Annotated in this window: 20 protein-coding genes; 11 read left to right on the top strand and 9 right to left on the bottom strand. The window is 71.8% G+C overall.

Going from position 1 to position 20,608, the window contains the following annotated elements; translation table 11 throughout:
* The first annotated feature begins 31 nt into the window (after nt 1-31).
* From ACFY3C_RS42100 to ACFY3C_RS42065, 8 genes are all read left to right on the top strand, one after another.
* Complete coding sequence (locus ACFY3C_RS42100) at nt 32-598, top strand: hypothetical protein (RefSeq protein WP_390774648.1); 567 nt, start codon at nt 32-34, stop codon at nt 596-598.
* A gap of 216 nt (nt 599-814) precedes the next feature.
* On the top strand, nt 815-1,555 hold the full coding sequence (locus ACFY3C_RS42095; protein WP_390774647.1) for a DUF6879 family protein: 741 nt from the start codon (nt 815-817) through the stop codon (nt 1,553-1,555).
* Nucleotides 1,552-2,400 (top strand): helix-turn-helix domain-containing protein, encoded by an 849-nt coding sequence (locus ACFY3C_RS42090; RefSeq protein ID WP_390774646.1) that lies wholly within the window; start codon nt 1,552-1,554, stop codon nt 2,398-2,400. Before ACFY3C_RS42095 ends, ACFY3C_RS42090 begins: the two co-directional genes overlap by 4 nt.
* 86 nt (nt 2,401-2,486) lie before the next feature.
* Nucleotides 2,487-2,948, top strand: coding sequence for a hypothetical protein (locus ACFY3C_RS42085; RefSeq protein ID WP_390774645.1), 462 nt, complete (start codon nt 2,487-2,489; stop codon nt 2,946-2,948).
* Nucleotides 2,945-3,274: a hypothetical protein gene (locus ACFY3C_RS42080; protein ID WP_390774644.1), complete on the top strand. Its 330-nt coding sequence runs from the start codon at nt 2,945-2,947 to the stop codon at nt 3,272-3,274. The genes ACFY3C_RS42085 and ACFY3C_RS42080 overlap by 4 nt, the downstream gene beginning before the upstream one ends.
* A 331-nt stretch (nt 3,275-3,605) precedes the next feature.
* A complete protein-coding gene (locus ACFY3C_RS42075; RefSeq protein WP_390774643.1) occupies nt 3,606-3,893 on the top strand; it encodes a hypothetical protein in 288 nt (95 codons plus the stop codon).
* A 15-nt stretch (nt 3,894-3,908) separates the two neighbouring features.
* The gene (locus tag ACFY3C_RS42070; RefSeq protein WP_390774642.1) at nt 3,909-4,034 is read left to right on the top strand and encodes a hypothetical protein; all 126 of its coding nucleotides are present in this window, start codon (nt 3,909-3,911) and stop codon (nt 4,032-4,034) included.
* A gap of 75 nt (nt 4,035-4,109) precedes the next feature.
* A complete protein-coding gene (locus tag ACFY3C_RS42065; protein WP_390774641.1) occupies nt 4,110-4,334 on the top strand; it encodes a hypothetical protein in 225 nt (74 codons plus the stop codon).
* Here the strand turns inward: ACFY3C_RS42065 and ACFY3C_RS42060 are convergent.
* From ACFY3C_RS42060 to ACFY3C_RS42040, 5 genes are all read right to left on the bottom strand, one after another.
* Nucleotides 4,299-5,450 (bottom strand): XdhC family protein, encoded by a 1,152-nt coding sequence (locus ACFY3C_RS42060; RefSeq protein WP_390774640.1) that lies wholly within the window; start codon nt 5,448-5,450, stop codon nt 4,299-4,301. The genes ACFY3C_RS42065 and ACFY3C_RS42060 overlap by 36 nt on opposite strands.
* A gap of 50 nt (nt 5,451-5,500) precedes the next feature.
* A complete protein-coding gene (locus ACFY3C_RS42055) occupies nt 5,501-6,958 on the bottom strand; it encodes an NCS2 family permease (RefSeq protein WP_386580790.1) in 1,458 nt (485 codons plus the stop codon).
* Nucleotides 6,959-7,170: 212 nt separating this feature from the next.
* Nucleotides 7,171-9,555 (bottom strand): xanthine dehydrogenase family protein molybdopterin-binding subunit, encoded by a 2,385-nt coding sequence (locus ACFY3C_RS42050; protein ID WP_390774639.1) that lies wholly within the window; start codon nt 9,553-9,555, stop codon nt 7,171-7,173.
* A 1-nt stretch (nt 9,556) separates the two neighbouring features.
* The gene (locus ACFY3C_RS42045) at nt 9,557-10,138 is read right to left on the bottom strand and encodes a (2Fe-2S)-binding protein (protein WP_390774638.1); all 582 of its coding nucleotides are present in this window, start codon (nt 10,136-10,138) and stop codon (nt 9,557-9,559) included.
* Nucleotides 10,138-11,031, bottom strand: coding sequence for an FAD binding domain-containing protein (locus ACFY3C_RS42040; protein ID WP_386580785.1), 894 nt, complete (start codon nt 11,029-11,031; stop codon nt 10,138-10,140). The genes ACFY3C_RS42045 and ACFY3C_RS42040 overlap by 1 nt, the downstream gene beginning before the upstream one ends.
* A 343-nt stretch (nt 11,032-11,374) precedes the next feature.
* On the opposite strand from ACFY3C_RS42040, the gene ACFY3C_RS42035 reads away from it, so the two are divergent.
* Both ACFY3C_RS42035 and ACFY3C_RS42030 read left to right on the top strand, forming a co-directional pair.
* Nucleotides 11,375-13,048 (top strand): PucR family transcriptional regulator, encoded by a 1,674-nt coding sequence (locus ACFY3C_RS42035; protein WP_390774637.1) that lies wholly within the window; start codon nt 11,375-11,377, stop codon nt 13,046-13,048.
* Between the two features lie 166 nt (nt 13,049-13,214).
* Complete coding sequence (locus tag ACFY3C_RS42030) at nt 13,215-13,982, top strand: hypothetical protein (protein WP_390774636.1); 768 nt, start codon at nt 13,215-13,217, stop codon at nt 13,980-13,982.
* 149 nt (nt 13,983-14,131) lie between these two features.
* On the opposite strand, the gene ACFY3C_RS42025 is transcribed toward ACFY3C_RS42030, so the two are convergent.
* Nucleotides 14,132-14,881: a GntR family transcriptional regulator gene (locus ACFY3C_RS42025; protein ID WP_386580779.1), complete on the bottom strand. Its 750-nt coding sequence runs from the start codon at nt 14,879-14,881 to the stop codon at nt 14,132-14,134.
* A 433-nt stretch (nt 14,882-15,314) separates the two neighbouring features.
* Here ACFY3C_RS42025 and ACFY3C_RS42020 point away from each other — a divergent pair, with 433 nt between their 5' ends.
* Nucleotides 15,315-16,358, top strand: a complete 1,044-nt coding sequence (locus tag ACFY3C_RS42020) for a DUF2637 domain-containing protein (protein ID WP_390774635.1) — start codon at nt 15,315-15,317, stop codon at nt 16,356-16,358.
* 97 nt (nt 16,359-16,455) lie between these two features.
* Here the strand turns inward: ACFY3C_RS42020 and ACFY3C_RS42015 are convergent, their stop codons facing one another.
* From ACFY3C_RS42015 to ACFY3C_RS42005, 3 genes are all read right to left on the bottom strand, one after another.
* A complete protein-coding gene (locus ACFY3C_RS42015) occupies nt 16,456-16,905 on the bottom strand; it encodes an ATP-binding protein (protein ID WP_390774634.1) in 450 nt (149 codons plus the stop codon).
* Between the two features lie 361 nt (nt 16,906-17,266).
* Nucleotides 17,267-19,009: a pyruvate dehydrogenase gene (locus ACFY3C_RS42010; RefSeq protein WP_390774633.1), complete on the bottom strand. Its 1,743-nt coding sequence runs from the start codon at nt 19,007-19,009 to the stop codon at nt 17,267-17,269.
* A gap of 69 nt (nt 19,010-19,078) precedes the next feature.
* A complete protein-coding gene (locus tag ACFY3C_RS42005) occupies nt 19,079-20,101 on the bottom strand; it encodes a protein phosphatase 2C domain-containing protein (protein ID WP_386580775.1) in 1,023 nt (340 codons plus the stop codon).
* Between the last annotated feature and the right edge of the window lie 507 nt (nt 20,102-20,608).

Below are 20,608 nucleotides of genomic sequence, written 5' to 3'. Positions count from 1 at the left end.
CCACCCAGCACGCCCGAACCTCGGGGGACCCATGAGCAACACCACGCCCACGCCGCCGCCGATGCCCAGCTTCCCGCCACCGGAGCCGGCCCCGAAGAAGTCCCGCACCAACGTGGTCATCATCGGCGCTGCGGCAGCCGTCATCGCGGCGGTCGTCGCCACGGGCATCGTCGTCGTCAACTCGATGGACGACAGCGGCAGCAGGCCGGCCGCGGCCGCCAAGTCGAACGCCCCGGCCAAGCACACCGCGACCGCGGCCGCGGAGGAGCCGGACGCCACGCCGACGTACAGCGAGATCGACGCCAACAGCTTCACGATCAAGCTGCGCACCACCAAGCGGCAGTGCTTCGGGTCGGCGGGCTGCAACCTGACGGTCGAGCCGAACCTGACCTACCTGGGCGACAGCGAGGACATCGACCCGGACGCCGTGTACGAGATCACCTACGAGATCCACGGCGACGAGTCCGGCCCGGTCATCGAGACGGCTGAACTGTCGGACCAGACGAGCCTGAACTACACGCCGTCTCTGATCAGCACTGGTTCGGCGAGCACGAAGGTGTCCGTGGAGATCACCGACGTCACGGGTCAGGCGTCGTAGGCCGGGTGTGAAGCGGCCCCGTCCCCTGGTGGTGGGGGGCGGTGCCGTCGTCATGCGGTGGGCTCGTCGTCGGCGGGCGGCCGCTCTTCGTCTCGGCAGCGCGGTTGCGCGCAATCACCACGCCCCTGCGACGGCGCGCAATCTGCCGCAATCCCTCAGCGAAGCCGCGCCATCCCGCGCATTCTGGGAGCCCAACCACCAGCGAGCGGAGGCGACATGGCGCTCAGGTTCATGGGCACGACCAGCGACGACGGCGACTGCCCCACTCTCTACGAGATCGAGGGCACCGACGAGATCCTCGTCCAGGGCGACCGCGAGTCCGACCCCGAGCACCTGGCACAGCTGCGGGACGTGAAGCCGTCCGAGACGTTCGTTCGCGTCCCCCGCAGCCTACTCACCCGGTACGCGCCGAAGACCGAGGCGCCAGAGCTGCAGCCGTTCTCCTCGATCACCCACCTGTTCCGCGAGTTCCGGCACACCGCCTGGCGTCTGGAGACACGCCGCGGGTACGCCTCCGACCGCAACAGCCCCAAGTGGGCGCGCTGGCAGGCCGGCGAGGACATCGCCCAGGACCCGGCAAACACGTGGCGGGTGAACGTCACTGAGCAGACGGCCGCCGGAAAGCGGTTCGAGCGCGTGCGCCTGGTCGACGCCCCGCCCACCGACGGCCAGCGGTTCCTCCTCGCCAGCGCACCCGGCAACGTCGCCGCCGGCGAGGACATCCGCAACCTGAGCCGCGCGCAGGCCGAACAGCTGCGGCTACCCGACTACGACTACTGGCTGTTCGACTCCCGGGTGGTGGCCCGGTTCGCGTTCGACGAGGACGACACCACCCTCGGCGTGTACGTCACCGAGGACCCTGCCGAGGTGCTCGCCGCGTGCCAGGCCAGAGACGCCGCCTGGCACCACGCTGTGGCTACGCGGGAGTTCGCGAGGCAGGTAGCTTCGACCGTGTGACCACCGACTTCCAGACCGCCCGTGAAGCCCTCGGCGCGCGCCTACGCGAGCTGCGCGCCGAGGCCGGGCTGGAAGGCAAGGATCTCGCAGCCCGGCTCGACTGGCAGGCCTCGAAGGTCAGCCGCCTGCAGAACGGCAAGCAGACCCCCACCCGCGACGACCTAACCGCATGGGCGTGCGCCCTCGACCGGTCGGACGTCGAGGCTGAGCTGCACGGGCTGTTGGCCGGGCTGGACATGAAGCAGCGCAACCGATCCTGGCGGCGCCAGCTGGCCGGCGGACACCGCGGCCGCCAAGAGATCGGCGTCAAGCTGACCGACAACACCCGGCTGATCCGCGGCCTGGAGGTCAGCAGAATCCCGGGCCTGTTCCAGACGCCGGAATACGCGCGTGTCCTCTTCGACGCGCTCGCCGAGTTCCGTGGCGTCCCGCCGACCACCGACGCGGCAGTCGAGGCGCGTATGCGGCGGCAGGAAGCCTTGTACGACCCGGCCAAGTCCTTCCACTTCGTCCTGTGCGAGGCGGCCCTGTATCACCGCGCGTGCCCCGTTGACGTGATGGCCGAGCAGCTCGACCGCCTCTACAACCTCGTCGGGCAGCGCCGCGTTGAACTCGGGATCATCCCCTTCGGCGCGCAGCTGCGCCGCACCGTTCCGCACGCGTTCTGGATCTACGACCGCCGGTTGGTCATCGTCGAGACGATCAGCGAGGAACTGTGGCTGACGGGTGACGAGGACCTCGCACTGTATGAGCGGGCGTGGGACTGGCTCGCCGAGTCCGCCGAGTACGGGGCGCCAGCACGGCGGCTGATCGGCCGTGCACGGGCCTCTCTCGACCTGTCGTAGGCAATCAGCCGCAACCTCTGCAGCAGCGCGCGCAATCCCGCGCAATCGGCGCACAGGCCCGCAACCGCCCTGCATACGGTCGGGGTATGCCGACGCAATTCCACCTCGCGCCGACGCGTGCGGGGCAGGACTGGCTTCTGTCCTGCGCCCCCGCCCCCGCAGCAGCGCAGCGCGCATGGGACACCCAGCAGCTTGCCGCGATCCCTACCGGCCCGCACTGGCGGGTGGCCGAGGCGTCGCTGCAGCGCTCCCTCGACGCCGTCCGGCGCATGGGCTCCAACCCCCATGGCCCGGTGCTCGCCGACACCCACCTCGGCACGGCCTGGTGGCTGCTCCCGCCGAGCCTGGCTGACGAACTCGACGATGTCACCGGCCTCACCGTGCGTCCGGCCGGCTGGCCGCTGGAGTGCCCGCCCGTCGTGCATTCCCTTGGCGACCGGTGGTGGCTGGAGCTACCGGACGGCACCGGCCATCTGACCGACCCGACACTCCTCGCCGCCGCGTTCGGGCCGGGCGGCTACCGGCCTGAAGCGGAGACACGAGCATGAGCAGCGCGACGCAGTCGGGGCCGCTCGCCCTGCTCGACCTGCCCGCCCCCGCAACGCTGACCGGCGCCCAGCTGCGCGGCGCGCACTGCGTGTGGTGCGCGGCCGAACTCCACGGCGACACAGCCGTAGACCTTGAGCCCCGCCACGCCAGCATCAAGGACGTGCCCGGCCGCTGGTACCCCCGCGGCTGCCGCCCCTGCACCCGCAAGCCGCTCTTGCTGCTGGTGCGCACCCACCCGGGTACGTGCGAGCAGTGCACGGACGACGCCTCCTTGTGCGAGACCCGCCGCGCCCTGCGGGCCCTGGCCTTGGAGCTGCGCCGATGACGCGGCAACAGGCCAATGAGGCGGAGCAGGCGGCGCGGGCGGCCGGCCGTGCAGCCGGGTACTGCTGGGCGCCGCACGAGGGAGGCCGCGCACGGTGTACGAGGCCGCCGCACAACGATCGACATCACGTCGACCACTACACCGGCCGGACGTCCACCACGGACGCCCATGGCGTGACGTGGACTACGTAGCTGCACAGACGTCCAGCGGGCTTTGGGAGCGTCACCGCTGGATCGGCCACCCGGACGGGGTTGCGGGTGGCCGTGGGTCCGCCGCCGGAGCTACCCCGTCCCGACCCGACGAGCAGTTGGCCAGTTGCCGCGGCACGGTCATGGACGCCAACCCGGACATGCCGGAGGAGATGGCCGGCCGGATCGTCGAGGAGGGCATCAAGTTCGTGGCCGCCTGCTCGCGCAACCCGGGCTGGGACCCGACGAACTACGACTCGCCGATCCTGGAGCGGACCCGCAAGCAGATCGCCAAACTCGGGTGGGTGGCAGACCCGCAGCTGTGGGGGCCGCCGTCCGACGAGACGCTCGTGTCCGTGGCGGCGAACTGCCAGCACGCCCCGGAGTGCACCATCCGTCCCATGCCGAAGCCGGAGCCTCCCGTAGGCTGACGGCGGAGGTGGCGCATGTCTGAGTGGATCGACCCGCGGTACGCGGAGCTGGTGGCGGCGTGGAAGCGCGCGCAGCAGCCGGACTCGCGTGCCCCGGAACCCAGGCCGGTGCGGGGGTTCATCGTCCCGCCCAAGCCCTGACAGCAATCCCCGCGGCCCCGGCCGGCAGCTCGCCGGCCGGGGCCGCGCCATGCCAGCGAGACACAATGCTTCGCCGTGGACAGTGAAACAACCGTCGTCATGATCGGGCTCGCCGGCGCGCCCGCACCCGCGGCGCTCACCCCCGACGACGAGCAAGCCCGCGCCGCCACCACGGAACTCACCGACGCCCGAAGGCAGGACGCCCGCCAGATCCTGCGCGACGGCATGCGCGGCCGAGCCCGTCGCCGGGCTCCGCCGCGTCGCTCAGGCCACCGACCCGATCCGCCCCGTCGGCAGTGACGCCGTGTCGTGGTGGATCGGGGTGTGTGCTCCGGTCAGTGAGGTCCCGCTGCCTCCGCGCCGGCCCGCGACGATCTCGGCGGCGATGGAGAGTGCCGTCTCCTCGGGCGTACGGGCGCCGAGGTCGAGGCCGATCGGGGAGCGCAGGCGGGCCAGTTCGAGTTCGGTGACGCCGACCTCGCGGAGGCGCTCGTTGCGGTCGAGGTGGGTGCGGCGGGAGCCCATCGCGCCGACGTAGGCGACCGGCAGGCGCAGCGCCAGTTCGAGCAGCGGTACGTCGAACTTGGCGTCATGGGTGAGGACGCACAGGACGGTGCGGCCGTCGACCTCGGTGCGCTCCAGGTACTTGTGGGGCCACTCGACGACGATCTCGTCGGCCTCCGGGAACCGGGTGCGGGTGGCGAACACCGGGCGGGCGTCGCACACCGTGACGTGGTAGTTCAGGAACTTGCCGACGCGGACCAGGGCGGAGGCGAAGTCGATGGCGCCGAAGACGATCATGCGGGGTGCGGGGACCGACGACTCGACCAGGAGCGTGAGCGGGGCGCCGCAGCGGGAGCCCTGTTCGCCGATCTCCAGGGTGCCGGTGCGGCCCGCGTCCAGGAAGGCACCGGCATCGGCGGCGACCGTGCGGTCCAGTTCGGGGTGGGCGCCGAAGCCGCCGTCGTAGGAGCCGTCGGGGTGCACGAGGAGGGCCCGGCCCAGGAGTTCGGCCGGTCCCCGGACGACGCGCGCGACCGCCGCCGCCTCCCCATGGGCGGCGGCGGCCAGCGCGGCCGCGAGCACCGGCCGGGCGGGACCGTCCGCCCGGACCGGTGTGACGAGGATGTCGATGATGCCGCCACAGGTCAGGCCGACGGCGAAGGCGTCCTCGTCGCTGTACCCGAAGCGTTCGAGGACGGTTTCCCCGTCGTCGAGCGCCTGTTGGCACAGCTCGTACACCGCGCCCTCCACGCACCCGCCGGAGACCGAGCCGATCGCCGTGCCGTCGGCGTCCACCGCGAGGGCGGCGCCGGGCTGGCGCGGGGCGCTGCCGCCGACGGCCACCACGGTGGCGACGGCGAAGTCACGGCCCTGCTCGACCCACCGGTTCAGCTCCTCGGCGATGTCCAGCATCTCTCGGTCTCCTTAACGGGGTTGCGTGGAAGGGGCGTTCGGCAGGCCGGCTAGTGCACGCCCAGCCAGCCCTCGATCGGATGCAGTGCGAAGTAGATCAGGAAGATGACCGTCAGACCCCACATGAAGGCGCCGATCTCGCGGGCCTTGCCCTGGGCGGTCTTGATGGCCACGTAGGAGATGACGCCCGCGGCGACACCGGTGGTGATGGTGTACGTGAACGGCATCAGGACGACGGTCAGGAAGACCGGGATCGCGGTGGCGCGGTCGGCCCAGTCCACGTGCCGGGCGTTCATCAGCATCATGGCGCCGATGACGACCAGGGCGGCGGAGGCGACCTCCTGCGGGACGATCGCGGTGACCGGGGTGAAGAAGAGACAGGCCGCGAAGAACAGGCCCGTGACGACGGAGGCCAGACCCGTGCGGGCGCCCTCGCCGACGCCGGTCGCCGACTCGATGAACACCGTCTGACCGGAGCCGCCCGCCACACCACCGATCGCACCGCCGGCGCCGTCGATGAACAGCGCCTTGGACAGGCCCGGCATACGGCCCTTGTCGTCGGCCAGCTTGGCCTCGGTGCCGACGCCGATGATGGTGGCCATCGCGTCGAAGAACCCGGCGAGCACCAGCGTGAAGACGATCATGCCGACGGTCATCGCGCCGACCTTGCCCCAGCCGCCGAACTCGACGTGCCCGAAGAGCGAGAAGTCGGGCATCGAGACCGCGCTGCCGTGCAGTTCGGGGGCGCCGTTCGCCCACTGCTTGGGGGCGATCACGCCGGCGGCGTTGAGGACCGCGGCGACGATCGTGCCGGAGATGATGCCGATGAGGATGGCGCCGGGGATGTTCCGGGCTTGCAGCATGAAGATCAGCAGCAGGGTTCCGGCGAAGAGCAGCACGGGCCAGCCGGCGAGTTCGCCCGCGGGGCCGAGGGAGACGGGGGTGTGCGCACCCTGGTGCACGAAGCCGGCCTTGTAGAAGCCGATGAGGGCGATGAAGAGGCCGATGCCCATCGTGATGCCGTGCTTGAGCGCCAGCGGGATCGCGTTCATGATCATCTCGCGCAGGCCGGTGACGACCAGCAGCATGATGACGACGCCGTACATCACGCACATGCCCATGGCCTGCGGCCAGGTCATCTCGGGGGCGACCTGCGAGGACAGGACGCCGGAGACGGAGAGGCCGGCGGCGAGGGCGAGCGGCACCTTGCCGACGAATCCCATCAGCAGCGTGGTGCAGGCCGCCGCGAACGCGGTCGCGGTGATCAGCGCCTTCTGGCCGAGCGTGTCCCCCGCCGCGTCCTTGCCGGACAGGATGAGGGGGTTGAGCAGGAGGATGTAGGCCATCGCCATGAAGGTGGTGATGCCGCCGCGGACCTCTGTCGAGACCGTGGACCCTCTCTTGGATATGTGGAAGTACCGGTCGAGCCAGGAACGCCCGGCCGGGACGCGGCTGCCATCGCCCGCGTCGTCGGCTGCGGTCCTGGGCTCCACTGACTGCTGGGTCATGGTGCCATCTCCCAAGGTTCACAGGGGCACCCGTGCGTGTGCCTTCGGCAACTCACGGGATTTGGGGGAATGGACGACCCGGGGGACGGCCCGAGACGAACGAATTTCCTGGTACTTCAAGGACCGCGAGCGGTGCGGAACTCAAAGGGGTTCCTCCGGGCGGCGCGGCGGAGTGTGTGACGTTCCCTCACACCGCCCGGAGAGCTGGGGTGTTACGCGGTCCCCGTCAGGTGCTCGGGCCGCACCGGAGTGCGGTTGAGCTCCAGCCCGGTCGCGTTCCGGATCGCCGCGAGGACGGCCGGGGTGGACGACAGGGTCGGGGCTTCACCGATGCCGCGCAGCCCGTACGGGGCGTGGTCGTCGGCGAGTTCGAGGACGTCGACCGGGATGGTCGGCGTGTCGAGGATGGTCGGGATCAGGTAGTCCGTGAAGGAGGGGTTCCTGACCTTCGCCGTCTTCGGGTCGACGATGATCTCCTCCATCACCGCCACGCCCAGGCCCTGGGTGGTGCCACCCTGGATCTGGCCGATCACGGACAGCGGGTTGAGGGCCTTGCCGACGTCCTGGGCGCAGGCCAGTTCGATGACCTTGACCAGGCCGAGTTCGGTGTCGACCTCGACGACCGCGCGGTGCGCGGCGAAGGAGTACTGGACGTGTCCGTCGCCCTGGCCGGTCGCCAGGTCGAAGGCTTCGGTCGGCCGGTGCCGCCACTCCGCCTCGATCTCGACGGTCTCGCCCTCCAGGACGTCGACCAGGTCGCCGAGGACCTCGCCGCCGTCGGTGACGACCTTGCCGCCCTCCAGCAGGAGTTCGGCGGTGGCCCAGGCGGGGTGGTAGCTGCCGAACTTGCGGCGGCCGATCTCCAGTACCTTCTCGCGGACGAGTTCGCAGGTGTGCTTCACGGCGCCGCCGGTGACGTACGTCTGCCGGGAGGCCGAGGTCGAGCCGGCGCTGCCCACCTGGGTGTCGGCCGGGTGGATGGTCACCTGGGCGACGCCCAGCTCGGTGCGGGCGATCTGCGCGTGGACGGTGACTCCGCCCTGGCCGACCTCCGCCATCGCGGTGTGCACGGTCGCGACCGGCTCGCCGCCGATGACCTCCATGCGCACCTTGGCGGTGGAGTAGTCGTCGAAGCCCTCGGAGAAGCCGACGTTCTTGATGCCGACCGCGTAGCCGACCCCGCGTACGACGCCTTCGCCGTGCGTGGTGTTGGACAGGCCGCCGGGCAGCTGCCGTACGTCGGCGCCCTCGCTGGACTCCCACTGGCGCTCCGGCGGCATGGGCATCGCCTTGACGCGGCGCAGCAGTTCGGCGACCGGGGCCGGGGAGTCGACCGGCTGCCCGGTCGGCATGATGGTCCCCTGCTCCATCGCGTTCAGCTGCCGGAATTCCACCGGGTCCATGCCCAGCTTCTTCGCCAGCTTGTCCATCTGCGCCTCGTAGGCGAAGCACGCCTGGACCGCGCCGAAGCCGCGCATGGCGCCGCAGGGCGGGTTGTTGGTGTAGAGGGCGATGGCCTCGATGTCGACGTCGTCGATGACGTACGGGCCGACGGAGAGGGAGGAGGCGTTGCCGACGACTGCAGGGGAGGCGGAGGCGTAGGCGCCGCCGTCCAGGACGATCCGGCACTTCATGTGCGTCAACTTGCCGTCGCGCGTGGCCCCGTGCTCGTAGTAGAGCTTCGCCGGGTGCCGGTGGACGTGCCCGAAGAAGGACTCGAACCGGTTGTAGACGATCTTGACGGGCTTGCCGGTGCGCAGCGCCAGCAAGCAGGCGTGGATCTGCATCGACAGGTCCTCGCGGCCGCCGAACGCGCCGCCCACGCCGGCCAGCGTCATGCGCACCTTGTCCTCGGGCAGACCGAGGACGGGCGCGATCTGGCGCAGGTCGGAGTGGAGCCACTGGGTGGCGATGTAGAGGTGGACGCCGCCGTCCTCCTCGGGCACGGCGAGGCCGGACTCGGGGCCGAGGAAGGCCTGGTCCTGCATGCCGAAGGTGTACTCGCCCTTGACGATGACATCGGCTCGCTTCGCGGCCTCGTCCGCGTTGCCGCGGATGATCGGCTGGCGGTGCACGATGTTCGGGTGCGGGACATGGCCGATGTGGTGGTCGTCGCGGTTCTCGTGGACGAGGATCGCGTCCGGGGCGGTCGCGGAGGCCTCGTCGGTGATGACCGGGAGTTCCCGGTACTCGACCTTGATCTTGGCGGCGGCGCGGCGGGCCGTCTCCGGGTGGTCGGCGGCGACGATCGCGACCGGCTCGCCGTGGTGGCGTACCTTGCCGTGCGCGAGGACCGGGGTGTCCTGGATCTCCAGGCCGTAGTTCTTCACCGCGGTGGGCAGGTCGTCGTAGGTCAGGACCGCGTAGACACCGGGCGTGGCGAGGGCCTCGGCGGTGTCGATCGACACGATCTCGGCGTGGGCGACGGTGGAGCGCAGGATCTGGCCCCACAGCATGTCCTCGTGCCACATGTCGGACGAGTACGCGAACTCGCCGGTGACCTTGAGGGTGCCGTCCGGACGGAGCGTGGACTCGCCGATGCCGCCCTTGGTCCGGGTGCCCTGCGTGATCTTCGTAGGAGCGCCGTTGGTCGGCATGTCAGACCCCCTCGGACTGGCGGGCAGCCGCCAGACGGACCGCGTCCATGATCTTCTCGTAGCCCGTGCAGCGGCACAGGTTGCCCGACAGCGCCTCGCGGATGTCCGCGTCGGACGGGTTCGGGTTGTTCTCCAGCATCTCGTCGGCGGCGACCAGCAGACCCGGGGTGCAGAAGCCGCACTGGACGGCGCCGGCGTCGATGAACGCCTGTTGGATGGGCGAGAGTTCAGTGCCCTCGCCGGTCTGCGAGTCGGTGTCCTTGGCCTGCCACTGCTGGGCGTCCTGGAGGCTCGTACCGCAGGCGCCGCTCGCGCAGCCGCCCTCGGCGCGCTGCTTGGCGTAGTCCGCGAGGCCCTCGACGGTCACGACCTCGCGGCCCTCGACCTGGCCGGCCGCGACCAGGCAGGAACAGACCGGGACGCCGTCCAGACGGACGGTGCAGGAGCCGCACTCGCCCTGCTCGCAGGCGTTCTTGGAGCCGGGCAGGCCGAGGCGCTCGCGCAGGACGTAGAGCAGGCTCTCGCCCTCCCAGACGTCGTCGGCTTCCTGCGGACGTCCGTTGACGGTGAAGTTGACGCGCATTACGCAGCTCCCTCGGTGGTGCGGCGGGCGCCGCGGTACGACTCCCAGGTCCAGGTGAGCGTCCGGCGGGCCATCACGCCGACCGCGTGGCGGCGGTAGCTCGCGGTGCCCCGGACGTCGTCGATCGGGTTGCAGGCGGCCGAGCACAGGTCCGCGAACTGCTTGGCGACCGACGGGGTGATGATCTTTCCGTTGTCCCAGAAGCCGCCCTCTTCCAGAGCCGCGTTCAGGAAGTCCTCGGCGGTCTTGGCCCGCACGGGGGTCGGGGCGGCGGAGCCGATGCCGGTCCGGACCGTACGGGTCTCGGGGTGCAGGGCGAGACCGAAGGCGCACACCGCGATGACCATGGCGTTGCGGGTGCCGACCTTGGAGTACTGCTGCGGGCCGTCCGCCTTCTTGATGTGGACGGCGCGGATCAGCTCGTCGGGCTGGAGCGCGTTGCGCTTGACGCCGGTGTAGAACGCGTCGATCGGGATCAGGCGGGTGCCGCGGGCCGCCGACTCCACCTCGACGTCGGCGCCGGCCGCGAGGAGGGCGGGGTGCGCGTCACCGGCGGGCGAGGCCGTGCCGAGGTTGCCGCCGACGCCGCCGCGGTTGCGGATCTGCGGGGAGGCGACCGTGTGCGAGGCGAGCGCCAGGCCGGGCAGCTCGGCACGGAGATTCTCCATGATCTGGGTGTACGGGACGGAGGCACCCAGCCGTACGGTGCCCTCGCCGACCTCCCACTCGGTGAGGTCGCCGATGCGGTTCAGGTCGAGCAGGTACTCGGGCCGGCGGTGGTCGAAGTTGATCTCGACCATCACATCGGTGCCACCCGCAATCGGCACAGCGGTGGGGTGCTCGGCCTTCGCGGCGAGCGCCTCCTCCCAGCTGGCGGGGCGAAGGAAGTCCATGACCGGCTCTCTTCTTCGTCTCGTGGGTCGTACGTATTGAGCCAATCCGTGTGCGGCGGGCCCGGCTCGTTCATGTCCTGTTAACGCGGAGTGGACTCAGTACACCGCCCCGTACTCCGACCCGGTCAGTCACCGAAAACATGAAGGAGTTGGCTGGCCACGTGGGGCATCTTGTAGATTCGTATGAACGGAGGCCATCGGTAACCTCTCCGTTTTCCTCGGGAAACGCAGGACACGGCCCGACGACCCCGGAGAACGGCCTGTGCGCCCCGCGTCGGGTCCCTCCCCCGTCACCCATCCAAGATTCATCGTAGGTTTCGAGACAAAGAACGGCGGCGACGAGATGCGGCTGCGCGCACTTCTGGACACCGATGCGCTGGGCCTGCGGCTGCTCGGCGGCGAGGACGAGCTGGACCGCTCGGTACGCGGAGTCATGACCACCGACCTGCGCGACCCGAGCCGCTATCTCTCCGGCGGCGAGCTGGTGCTGACGGGCCTGGCCTGGCGTCGGGACGCCGACGACTCCGAACCCTTCGTGCGCATCCTGGTGCAGGCCGGGGTGGCGGCCCTCGCGGCCGGCGAGGCCGAGCTGGGCGATGTGCCGGACGACCTGGTGCTGGCCTGCGCCCGGCACCGGCTGCCGCTGTTCGCGGTGCACGAGTCGGTGGCGTTCGCGACCATCACCGAGCACGTCGTACGGCAGGTCTCCGGCGAGCGGGCCGGGGACCTGGCGGCCGTGGTCGACCGGCACCGCCGGATGATGACCTCAGGCCCGGCCGGCGGCGGCCCGGACGTGGTCCTCGACCTGCTCGGCTCCGACCTGGACCTGCGCGCCTGGGTGCTCTCCCCCACCGGCCGGCTGATCGCGGGCTCGAAGGTCTCGGGCCCCGAGCTGCCGCCGGAGACCTGCGCCAAGCTGGCCGCCGAGCACCTGGCCGCCGCCCGCACCGGCCGCCGCGGACCGCACCGGCTGCTGCTGGGCGGGACCCGCTACTCCCTGTTCCCGATCCGCTCCTCCGGGCGTTCCCCGCAGGCCGCCCGCGACGTGCGCGAGACGGTCCTGTCGGACTGGCTGCTGGCCGTCGAGGCGGACGCCGGGGACTGGCCGGAAGAGCGCCTCGACCTGCTCCAGGGCGTCACCCAGCTGATCGCCGTCGAACGGGACCGCCGGGACGCGGCGCGCACGGTGCGTCGCCGGCTCGCCCAGGAGGTGCTGGAGCTGGTGCAGACGGGCGCCGCACCGGGCGAGATCGCCGCGCGCCTGCGGGTGGCGGCACCCGTGCTGCTGCCCGGGCTCGGGGCGGCCCCGCACTGGCAGGTCGTGGTGGCCCGCGTGGAGTGGGAGGGCGACGTGGTCGAGGGCGGCCCGGTCGCCCAGTCGCTGCTGGAGGAGGTCCTGGTCGACCCCATGGCCACGGGCCCGGAGCCCTCGGACCGCATCGCCGTCGCACACACCGGCGACGAGGCGATCGCGCTGGTCCCCCTCCCGGCGGTCGCCACCGAGCACGACGGCTCGGAGACCGGTCTGCTCGCCGACGCGCTGCTGCAGTCGGTGCGGGAGCCGCTGTCGGCGGGCCTGAACGACGACGGGCGGATCACGCTCGGTGTCAGCGCGGCCGTGCACTCGGCTGAGGGGCTGCGCGGCGCCCTGGAGGAGGCCCGGCACGCCCGCCGGGTGGCCGCGGCCCGTCCCGGCCGGGTCTGCGCGGCCGGCCACCAGGAACTGGCCTCCCACGTCCTCCTGCTGCCCTTCGTCCCGGACGACGTCCGCCGCGCCTTCACGGCACGCCTGCTGGACCCCCTGACGGACTACGACCGCCGTCACCGCGCCGAACTGATCCCGACCCTGGAGGCGTTCCTGGAGTGCGACGGCTCCTGGACCCGCTGCGCCACCCGGCTCCACCTGCACGTCAACACGCTGCGCTACCGGGTGGGCCGCATCGAGCAGTTGACGGGACGGGACCTGTCGCGCCTCGAGGACAAGCTGGACTTCTTCCTGGCACTGCGCATGAGCTGAGGCCGGACGGGCGTGGGGCGGTCAAACCAACTCACGCCAATGCCCCGCCACTTTGTGAAATCTTTCACCCACCCTCTTGGCCCGGCCCCGCCATTGGTGCTGGAATGCCGCCACCACTCAACAGCTCGATGGCGTGCTCGGGGAGGGCAACGTGGCGCATTCCGCCATGTCTGGTAACGGAACGACCGCCGGCGACGATCCTCTCCAGACCGCGGTATGGCGGCTGCGCTCGCGGGCCTGCTGGGCCGATGCGGCGGCGCTGCTCCCGGCGGACACACCGGCCACGACCCTGCAGCGGGCCGCGCTGCTGGTCGAACGGTGCCTGTACACCGAGCGGGGCTGGGAGGAGGCGGAGGACGCCCTCCGCACGGCCGAGGCGCAGGCGCACACCGACGAGGAGCGGGGAGCGGCCGCCTGCGAACGCGGCCAGCTCGCCTACGCGGCCACGCTGCACGGGGTACGGGACCGGGCGGACGAGGCCCGAGCCGCGCTGGGGCGGGCGGCCGCACTGATCCCTCCGGGGGCCGCGGGCCGGGCCCTGCTGGACTTCCGCCGGGGCCTGCTGGCCGAGAACCTCGCCCGCTCCCCGCAGGCGGCCCGCGCCGCGTACCGCCGGGCCCACGCGGGCGCGACGGCACACGCCGACCCGCTGCTCCTGTCCTTCACCTGGCGCCACCTGGCCGGACTCGCACTGCGGGAGGGAGAGTTGGCGGAGGCCCGGCACGGCTTCGCCGAATCACTGCGCATCCGTGAGGAGTTGGGCTACCTGGTGGGTACGGCACCTGCGCTGGCGTCGCTGGCGGACGCGGAGTCCGAGCCGGAGGCTTCGCGGCTACGGGAGGAGGCCCGGCGGCTGTTCCGGTTGCTCGGCGGTGTACCTACGTGGCTGGCCCGCCAGCTGACTCCACCGGCTCCGGGGGCTGCGACGGCCTAGCGGCGGGTGGGTGCGGGCTCGTCGCCGGTCAGCGCAACGTACCCAAGGGGCGCGGGGCTGTATCGATATGCGGCTCCGCCGCGTGCGCGCGACAAGCCACGACGGACCCGCACCCGGCGAAGGATCCCACCCCAACGGCGAGAGCCCGCTCAGCTCGCGCCGGCGAAGTGCTCCCCCACCAGCGCCCGCACGACATCGAGATCCCGAGCGATCAACGCGTCAAGCAGCGCAGCGTGTTGCGCCGCGTCCGCCACCAGGTCCGCCCTGCCGTGCCGTACCTGTGACCGCCGGTGCAGGTCCTCCGCGACCTGGACCAGCTGCTCGTTGCCCGCCAGGGACAGGACGGCCCGGTGAAAGGCACGGTCGGACTCCGCGTACGTCGCCACGCAGCCGGAGGACGCCGCGCGTACCGTCTCCTCCGCGAGGGGCCGGAGTTCGGCCCACCGCTCGGCCGGAACGGCGCGGGCCAGCCGCAGCATCACCGGGACCTCGATCAGCGCCCGCACCTCGGCCAGCTCGGCCAGCTCGCGCGCACCCCGCTCGACGACCCGGAAGCCACGGTTGGGCACGACCTCGACGGCGCCCTCCAGCGCGAGCTGCTGCATGGCTTCCCGCACGGGGGTCGCCGACACGCCGAAACGTTCGCCGAGGACCGGTGCGGAGTAGACCTCGCCGGGCTTCAGCTCGCCCGCCACCAGCGCCGTACGCAGCGCGTCCAGGATCTGCCCGCGCACCGAGGAGCGCTGCACGACGGCCCGCGGCTGCGGCATCGGCCGCTCACAGTGCGTGTGCTCGCCCCGCGCGCCCGGCAGGGCGGCGCCCCGCTCCCGGGCCACGTCCACGTTCACCGCGCGCTGCTGCGCAGGCACCCGGGGGGAGCCCTGCACGCCCTGCTTCACGGGGTCCTCCTCCGGCTGGTCGGCACTCGGGTCATTAACGGCGGTTTGTTACTTGTCCGTCAAGCACCTTAGGCGCACAAGGCGACAGTTCAAACTCCCCGAAGGGCGGATAAGGTTAGCCTTACCTATCCATCCCGCTCTGGTCCGGAGCAGCCCCCGGGTCCACTAGGATCACCGCATCCGGACCACCCACCCCCGGACGGGCAATTCACAACTCCCTCACTTGTCACGGGAACTTTCCGCGGAACCATCCGTACGGGTAGTCTTATTCGAACTCAACTCCCGCCCCTCAAGCGGCAGTTCGAGCAGAACGCCGCCCTGGGCATCCCCTTGCACTTCCTTGGCGGCCTCTTGCCCCGAAACCCCCTGAGGGCCGTCGGGAGTGGGCCACTATGGCGGGCGTTACGCCCTATCCCAATGCAAGGGACCCCTGATGAGACTGACCGACATATCGCTGAACTGGTTGCTTCCGGGCGCCGTACTGCTCCTGGGCATGCTGGCGGCGGTGGCGGTGCTCGCGCGCGGCAAGCGCTCCTCCGGGGAGAACGCGAGCGCGGACGACTCGTGGGAGCGCAGCGAGGAGCGCCGCAGGCGCAAGGAGGCCATCTACGGCACGGCCTCCTACGTGCTTCTTTTCTGCTGTGCGGCGGTCGCGGCCGCACTTTCCTTCCACGGCCTGGTCGGCTTCGGCGAGCAGAACCTCGGCCTGACCGGCGGCTGGCAGTACCTGGTGCCGTTCGGCCTGGACGGCGCGGCGATGTTCTGCTCCGTCCTCGCGGTGCGCGAGGCCAGCCACGGTGACGCGGCGCTCGGCTCCCGGATACTGGTGTGGATGTTCGCCGCGGCCGCGGCCTGGTTCAACTGGGTGCACGCGCCCCGAGGTGTGGGTCACGACGGCGCGCCGCAGTTCTTCTCCGGCATGTCGCTGTCCGCGGCCGTCCTGTTCGACCGCGCGCTGAAGCAGACCCGCCGGGCCGCGCTGCGCGAGCAGGGCCTGGTGCCGCGTCCGCTGCCCCAGATCCGCATCGTGCGCTGGCTGCGGGCCCCCCGCGAGACTTACAAGGCCTGGTCGCTGATGTTGCTCGAAGGCGTGCGCAGTCTTGACGAGGCCGTCGAGGAGGTCCGCGAGGACACCCGGCAGAAGGAGCAGGCGCGGCAGCGCCGACGCGACCAGCAGCGGGTGGAGCGCGCCCAGCTCAAGGCGATCAGCCGGGGCCACCGCGGCTTCGTCGGCCGCACCGCCGGCCGGCAGGTCGAGATCCAGACGCTGGAGCGCGAGCCCGCGTCGGCGACCGCGGAGCCTGCCATATCGACGCCGGAGCAGCTGCCCGTACGCTCTCGGCCCTCCCTTCAGCCGGTTCGCAAGGCCACTGAGCCGCTCACGGTGGACCTCACCGCGGAGGACGACACCATGGCCCTGCCGCGCCTGGACTCGCTGGAGCGCAAGCTGAAGGACCTCGAACAGCAGTTCGGCTAGGACGCCAGGACTTCGGATCGGCACGGGACGGGGGCGTGACCACGCGGGTCACGCCCCCGTCCCGTTCCTGTCTCCGTCTCCGCTCCCTCTCACGCGGCTACGCTGCCTCGGCGCCGAGTTCGAACCACACCGACTTGCCCACCCCGTGCGGCCGTACGCCCCAGGCGTCCGCGAGGGACTGCACCAGGACCAGCCCCCGGCCGTGGGTGTCGTCGCCGGTGTCCGGCGCGCGCAGGAGCGGCCTGCGGGCCACGAAGTCCCGTACCTCCACGCGCAGTCCGCGCGGTGAGACGACGGCGGTCAGTACGGCGTCGTCGTCGGTGTGCACCAGCGCGTTGGTGACGAGTTCGCTGGTCAGCAGTTCTGCTATCTCCGAGCGGTCCGGCCTGCCCCACTGCCGCAGCAGTTCACGCAGCTCCCGTCGGGCCTCGGGCACCGCCCTGAGGTCCGCCCGCCCCAGCCTGCGCCTGAGCTGGGGCCGGTGCGCCCGTTCCGCGATGGTGTCGGTCTCTTCCCCCGCCTTCGCCGAGGAGGCCCCGATGGCCACGGGACCGCCCCCTCGTGCCTGCCTCTTCATGACCCCCGCCTGCACGTTGCCGGACCTGCCCCTCCTGATCGAACGCGTACACGGCAATCCATGCCCAACGGTCCTGTGGGCACGCATGGCGGTCCGCCGACGGCCGTCTGTTCGGCCACCCCCGGACGGCCGCCCGGCCGGCCCTCCGGCACCCCCGCACCCGCCAAGCCCGCCGTACGACGTCACGCACGCCTCATCGCGGCACGGCTCGGCCGTCCGGCAGCGGAGGCCGAGCCGTGCCGCGATGGGCCGTCACCCGGCACGAAACTGGCCGGAAACCATCGCTCCGGTCGGCCCGCTCAGGGCCCAGCCGGGAATATGACACAGGCCCTCAGGGTCTGGGGACGTTCCGCAGATTGGAGCGGGCCATCTGGAGCATCCGGCCGACCCCGCCGTCGAGCACGATCTTCGAGGCGGAGAGCGCGAACCCGGTGACCATCTCGGCACTGATCTTCGGCGGGATGGACAGGGCGTTGGGATCGGTGACGATGTCCACCAGGGCCGGGCCCTTGTGGCGGAAAGCGTCCTTCAGCGCCCCGGCGAGCTGCTTGGGCTTCTCCACCCGCACCCCGTGGGCACCGCAGGCGCGGGCCACGGCGGCGAAGTCGGGGTTGGTGTTGGCGGTGCCGTACGAGGGCAGGCCCGCGACCAGCATCTCCAACTCGACCATGGAGAGCGAGGAGTTGTTGAACAGCACGACCTTGACCGGCAGGTCGTGCTGTACGAGCGTGAGGAAGTCGCCCATCAGCATGGCGAATCCGCCGTCCCCGGACATGGAGACGACCTGCCGGCGCCGGTCGGTGAACTGGGCGCCGATCGCCATGGGCAGCGCGTTCGCCATCGAGCCGTGCGAGAAGGAACCGATGATCCGGCGCCGGCCGTTGGGCGAGATGTAGCGGGCGGCCCACACGTTGCACATGCCCGTGTCGACGGTGAACACGGCGTCGTCGTCGGCGACTTCGTCCAGGACGGCGGCCACGTACTCGGGGTGGATCGGGACGTGCTTCTCGACCCTCCGCGTGTACGCCTTGACCACGCCCTCCAGCGCGTCGGCGTGCTTCTTCAGCATCTTGTCGAGGAAGCGCCGGTCGGTCTTCTCCCGCACCCGCGGGAGCAGACAGCGCAGGGTCTCGCGGACGTCGCCCCACACGGCGAGGTCGAGCCGGGAGCGGCGGCCGAGCACCTCGGGGCGTACGTCGATCTGTGCGATCCGCACGTCGTCCGGCAGGAAGGCGTTGTACGGGAAGTCGGTACCGAGCAGGATCAGCAGGTCGCACTCGTGGGTGGCCTCGTAGGCGGCGCCGTAGCCGAGCAGGCCGCTCATGCCGACGTCGTACGGGTTGTCGTACTGGATCCACTCCTTGCCGCGCAGGGCGTGCCCCACGGGCGACTTGACGCGCTCCGCGAACCGCATGACCTCGGTGTGCGCGCCGGCCGTGCCGCTGCCGCAGAAGAGGGTGACCTTGTCGGCCGTGTCGATCATCTCCACGAGCTTGTCGATCTCGGCGTCGCCGGGCCGGACGGTGGGCCGGGAGGTGACGAGGGCGCTCTGGGGGGCCTTCTCCGGGGCGGGTTCGGCGGCGATGTCGCCGGGCAGGGAGACCACGCTCACGCCGCTCTGGCCGACCGCGTGCTGGATGGCTGTCTGCAGCAGCCGGGGCATCTGCCGGGGGCTGGAGATCAGCTCGCTGTAGTGGCTGCACTCCTGGAAGAGCCGGTCCGGGTGGGTCTCCTGGAAGTAGCCGAGGCCGATCTCGCTGGAGGGGATGTGCGAGGCGAGGGCGAGCACCGGGGCCATGGAGCGGTGGGCGTCGTACAGGCCGTTGATGAGGTGGAGGTTGCCCGGGCCGCAGGAGCCGGCGCAGGCGGCGAGGCTGCCGGTGATCTGGGCTTCGGCGCCGGCCGCGAAGGCGGCGGTCTCCTCGTGCCGTACGTGGATCCAGTCGATGGCGGAGTTGCGGCGGACGGCGTCGACGACCGGGTTGAGGCTGTCGCCGACGACGCCGTAGAGGCGGCGTACCCCGGCGCGGACCAGGATGTCGACGAACTGCTCGGCGACGTTCTGCTTGGCCATGGCTCTCGTCAGCCCCTTCGATGTCCCGGGATCCGCCCCTCCCGTTCCATCAATCCACAGGGGCCACGGTTACGCCTCCCAAACGGCCGCCGCCGTGCGGTCGTCGGAGTAGCCCTTCACCCGCACCTGGGTGTCCGCGAGGAACGCGGCGAGGCCGGGCGGGGTGCGGCCGGACCAGCGGCGGGCCAGGTAGGCGCAGAAGGCGGCCTCGCCGCGCAGCGGGTCGGCGAGGCCGCCGGTGCCCATCACCAGCACGTCACCCGGGCGGGCTACCGAGGCGCGGAACCGGAAGGGTTCGCGCGGCGGCTCGGGCGCCGGCTCGTACGGGCTCGGCGGGGTCGGGATGCCGAGGTCCATGGTGAGGCGGTCGCCCTCGGGGGTCTCGGCCGGCGGGGAGCCGAAGCCGAGGACGGGTTCGCCGGTGGTGTCGGCGGGTGACACCCGCGGCTCGATGTCCTGCCAGTCGCCGTCCCGCAGCCGGAACAGACCCCCCTCGCCGGCACCGAAGAACACCCGGGTACGGCAGTCGGGGTCGGCGGGCAGCAGCAGACAGCGCAGGCTCGCCGAGTACTCCTCGGGATCCAGGCCCTGCTCGACGGCGCTGGCGCGCAGCTTGCCCAGACTGCGGTCGGTGAGCCGGTGCAGCCCCGACTTCAGGTCGCCGCGGCGGGCGGCCCGGATGTCGTCGACCAGCCGCTGCCGGCTGCGGCCCACGGCCCGCCCGATCAGCCAGCACGCCTCCGCCGCCGCCAGGTGCGCACCCGGCGTGGCCCGCGCGCCGGTCGCCATCGCGACCAGCACCAGCGCCTGCTCCCCCACCCCGAACCGCGCGGTGAGCAGCGCGTCCCGCCGCGGCTCCCCTCGATACCGCGCCGAGTCCCCACGCAGCGACACGGCCCGCAACGTCCAGGCCCCGTACCGGGCACCGTCCAGCACGGTGTCGGCGACCAGATCCCCGAGTTCGTCCGGGTCGGCGGCGGGGAGCGCGGTGGGCTCGGGGTCGTAGGTGGGCGGCCCGGAGCCGACGTAGTCGAGGGCGGAGGACGGTGGGGGTGGAGCGGAGGTGGCGGCGAGGTCGAGCTGGGTGGCCACGGGAGGCGGACTCGTGAAGGCACCACCGGGGGCCCGGGCCCCCTCGGGCCACTCGGACGCCTCGGGGTCGGGGGCACGCTCGGGCGGAACGCCGGACCGGCCCCCGGAGGCCGCTCGGGCTCCGGGAACGGGTCCGGGCTCCTTCTCCGCCCGTCGGTCCGTTTCCCCCGCCCCGCGCCACGAGGCTTCGGGCACTTCGGGTCCGGCCGACTCCGCCCATCCGCCCGCTCGGCCCAACCCGGACGGCGAGGCCCCGGGCGCCTCGGGTTCGGCCTTCGAAGCCGATGTACGCCCCGACTCCGCCCATCCGTCCCCTCGGCCCAACCCGGGCGGCGAGGGCTCGGGCACTTCAGGTCCGGCACTCCGGGTCGACGTGCGCGCCGCCCGCTCCCGATCCCCGGCACCGCCCCCCGAGGGCGGCCCGGCCCCGGGTGCCTCGGATTCCACCTTCGGAGCCGATGTACGCCCCGACTCCGCGGGTTCGGCCGGCGGACGTTCCCAGGGGGC

Origin of the sequence: Streptomyces sp. NPDC001410 (assembly GCF_042895235.1) — a bacterium.
Lineage (GTDB): Bacteria > Actinomycetota > Actinomycetes > Streptomycetales > Streptomycetaceae > Streptomyces.
Note: the sequence above shows the minus strand (reverse complement) of the source record. Positions and strands in the feature narration are given on the sequence as shown.

Excerpts from the sequence above, each read along its gene's own strand:
- ACFY3C_RS42100 (WP_390774648.1), top strand. The coding sequence starts at position 32 with ATGAGCAACACCACGCCCACGCCGCCGCCGATGCCCAGCTTCCCGCCA.
- ACFY3C_RS42095 (WP_390774647.1), top strand. The coding sequence starts at position 815 with ATGGCGCTCAGGTTCATGGGCACGACCAGCGACGACGGCGACTGCCCC.
- ACFY3C_RS42085 (WP_390774645.1), top strand. The coding sequence starts at position 2,487 with ATGCCGACGCAATTCCACCTCGCGCCGACGCGTGCGGGGCAGGACTGG.
- ACFY3C_RS42080 (WP_390774644.1), top strand. The coding sequence starts at position 2,945 with ATGAGCAGCGCGACGCAGTCGGGGCCGCTCGCCCTGCTCGACCTGCCC.
- ACFY3C_RS42075 (WP_390774643.1), top strand. The coding sequence starts at position 3,606 with ATGGACGCCAACCCGGACATGCCGGAGGAGATGGCCGGCCGGATCGTC.
- ACFY3C_RS42070 (WP_390774642.1), top strand. The coding sequence starts at position 3,909 with ATGTCTGAGTGGATCGACCCGCGGTACGCGGAGCTGGTGGCGGCGTGG.
- ACFY3C_RS42060 (WP_390774640.1), bottom strand. The coding sequence starts at position 5,450 with ATGCTGGACATCGCCGAGGAGCTGAACCGGTGGGTCGAGCAGGGCCGT.
- ACFY3C_RS42055 (WP_386580790.1), bottom strand. The coding sequence starts at position 6,958 with ATGACCCAGCAGTCAGTGGAGCCCAGGACCGCAGCCGACGACGCGGGC.
- ACFY3C_RS42050 (WP_390774639.1), bottom strand. The coding sequence starts at position 9,555 with ATGCCGACCAACGGCGCTCCTACGAAGATCACGCAGGGCACCCGGACC.
- ACFY3C_RS42045 (WP_390774638.1), bottom strand. The coding sequence starts at position 10,138 with ATGCGCGTCAACTTCACCGTCAACGGACGTCCGCAGGAAGCCGACGAC.
- ACFY3C_RS42040 (WP_386580785.1), bottom strand. The coding sequence starts at position 11,031 with ATGGACTTCCTTCGCCCCGCCAGCTGGGAGGAGGCGCTCGCCGCGAAG.
- ACFY3C_RS42035 (WP_390774637.1), top strand. The coding sequence starts at position 11,375 with ATGCGGCTGCGCGCACTTCTGGACACCGATGCGCTGGGCCTGCGGCTG.
- ACFY3C_RS42030 (WP_390774636.1), top strand. The coding sequence starts at position 13,215 with ATGTCTGGTAACGGAACGACCGCCGGCGACGATCCTCTCCAGACCGCG.
- ACFY3C_RS42020 (WP_390774635.1), top strand. The coding sequence starts at position 15,315 with ATGAGACTGACCGACATATCGCTGAACTGGTTGCTTCCGGGCGCCGTA.
- ACFY3C_RS42010 (WP_390774633.1), bottom strand. The coding sequence starts at position 19,009 with ATGGCCAAGCAGAACGTCGCCGAGCAGTTCGTCGACATCCTGGTCCGC.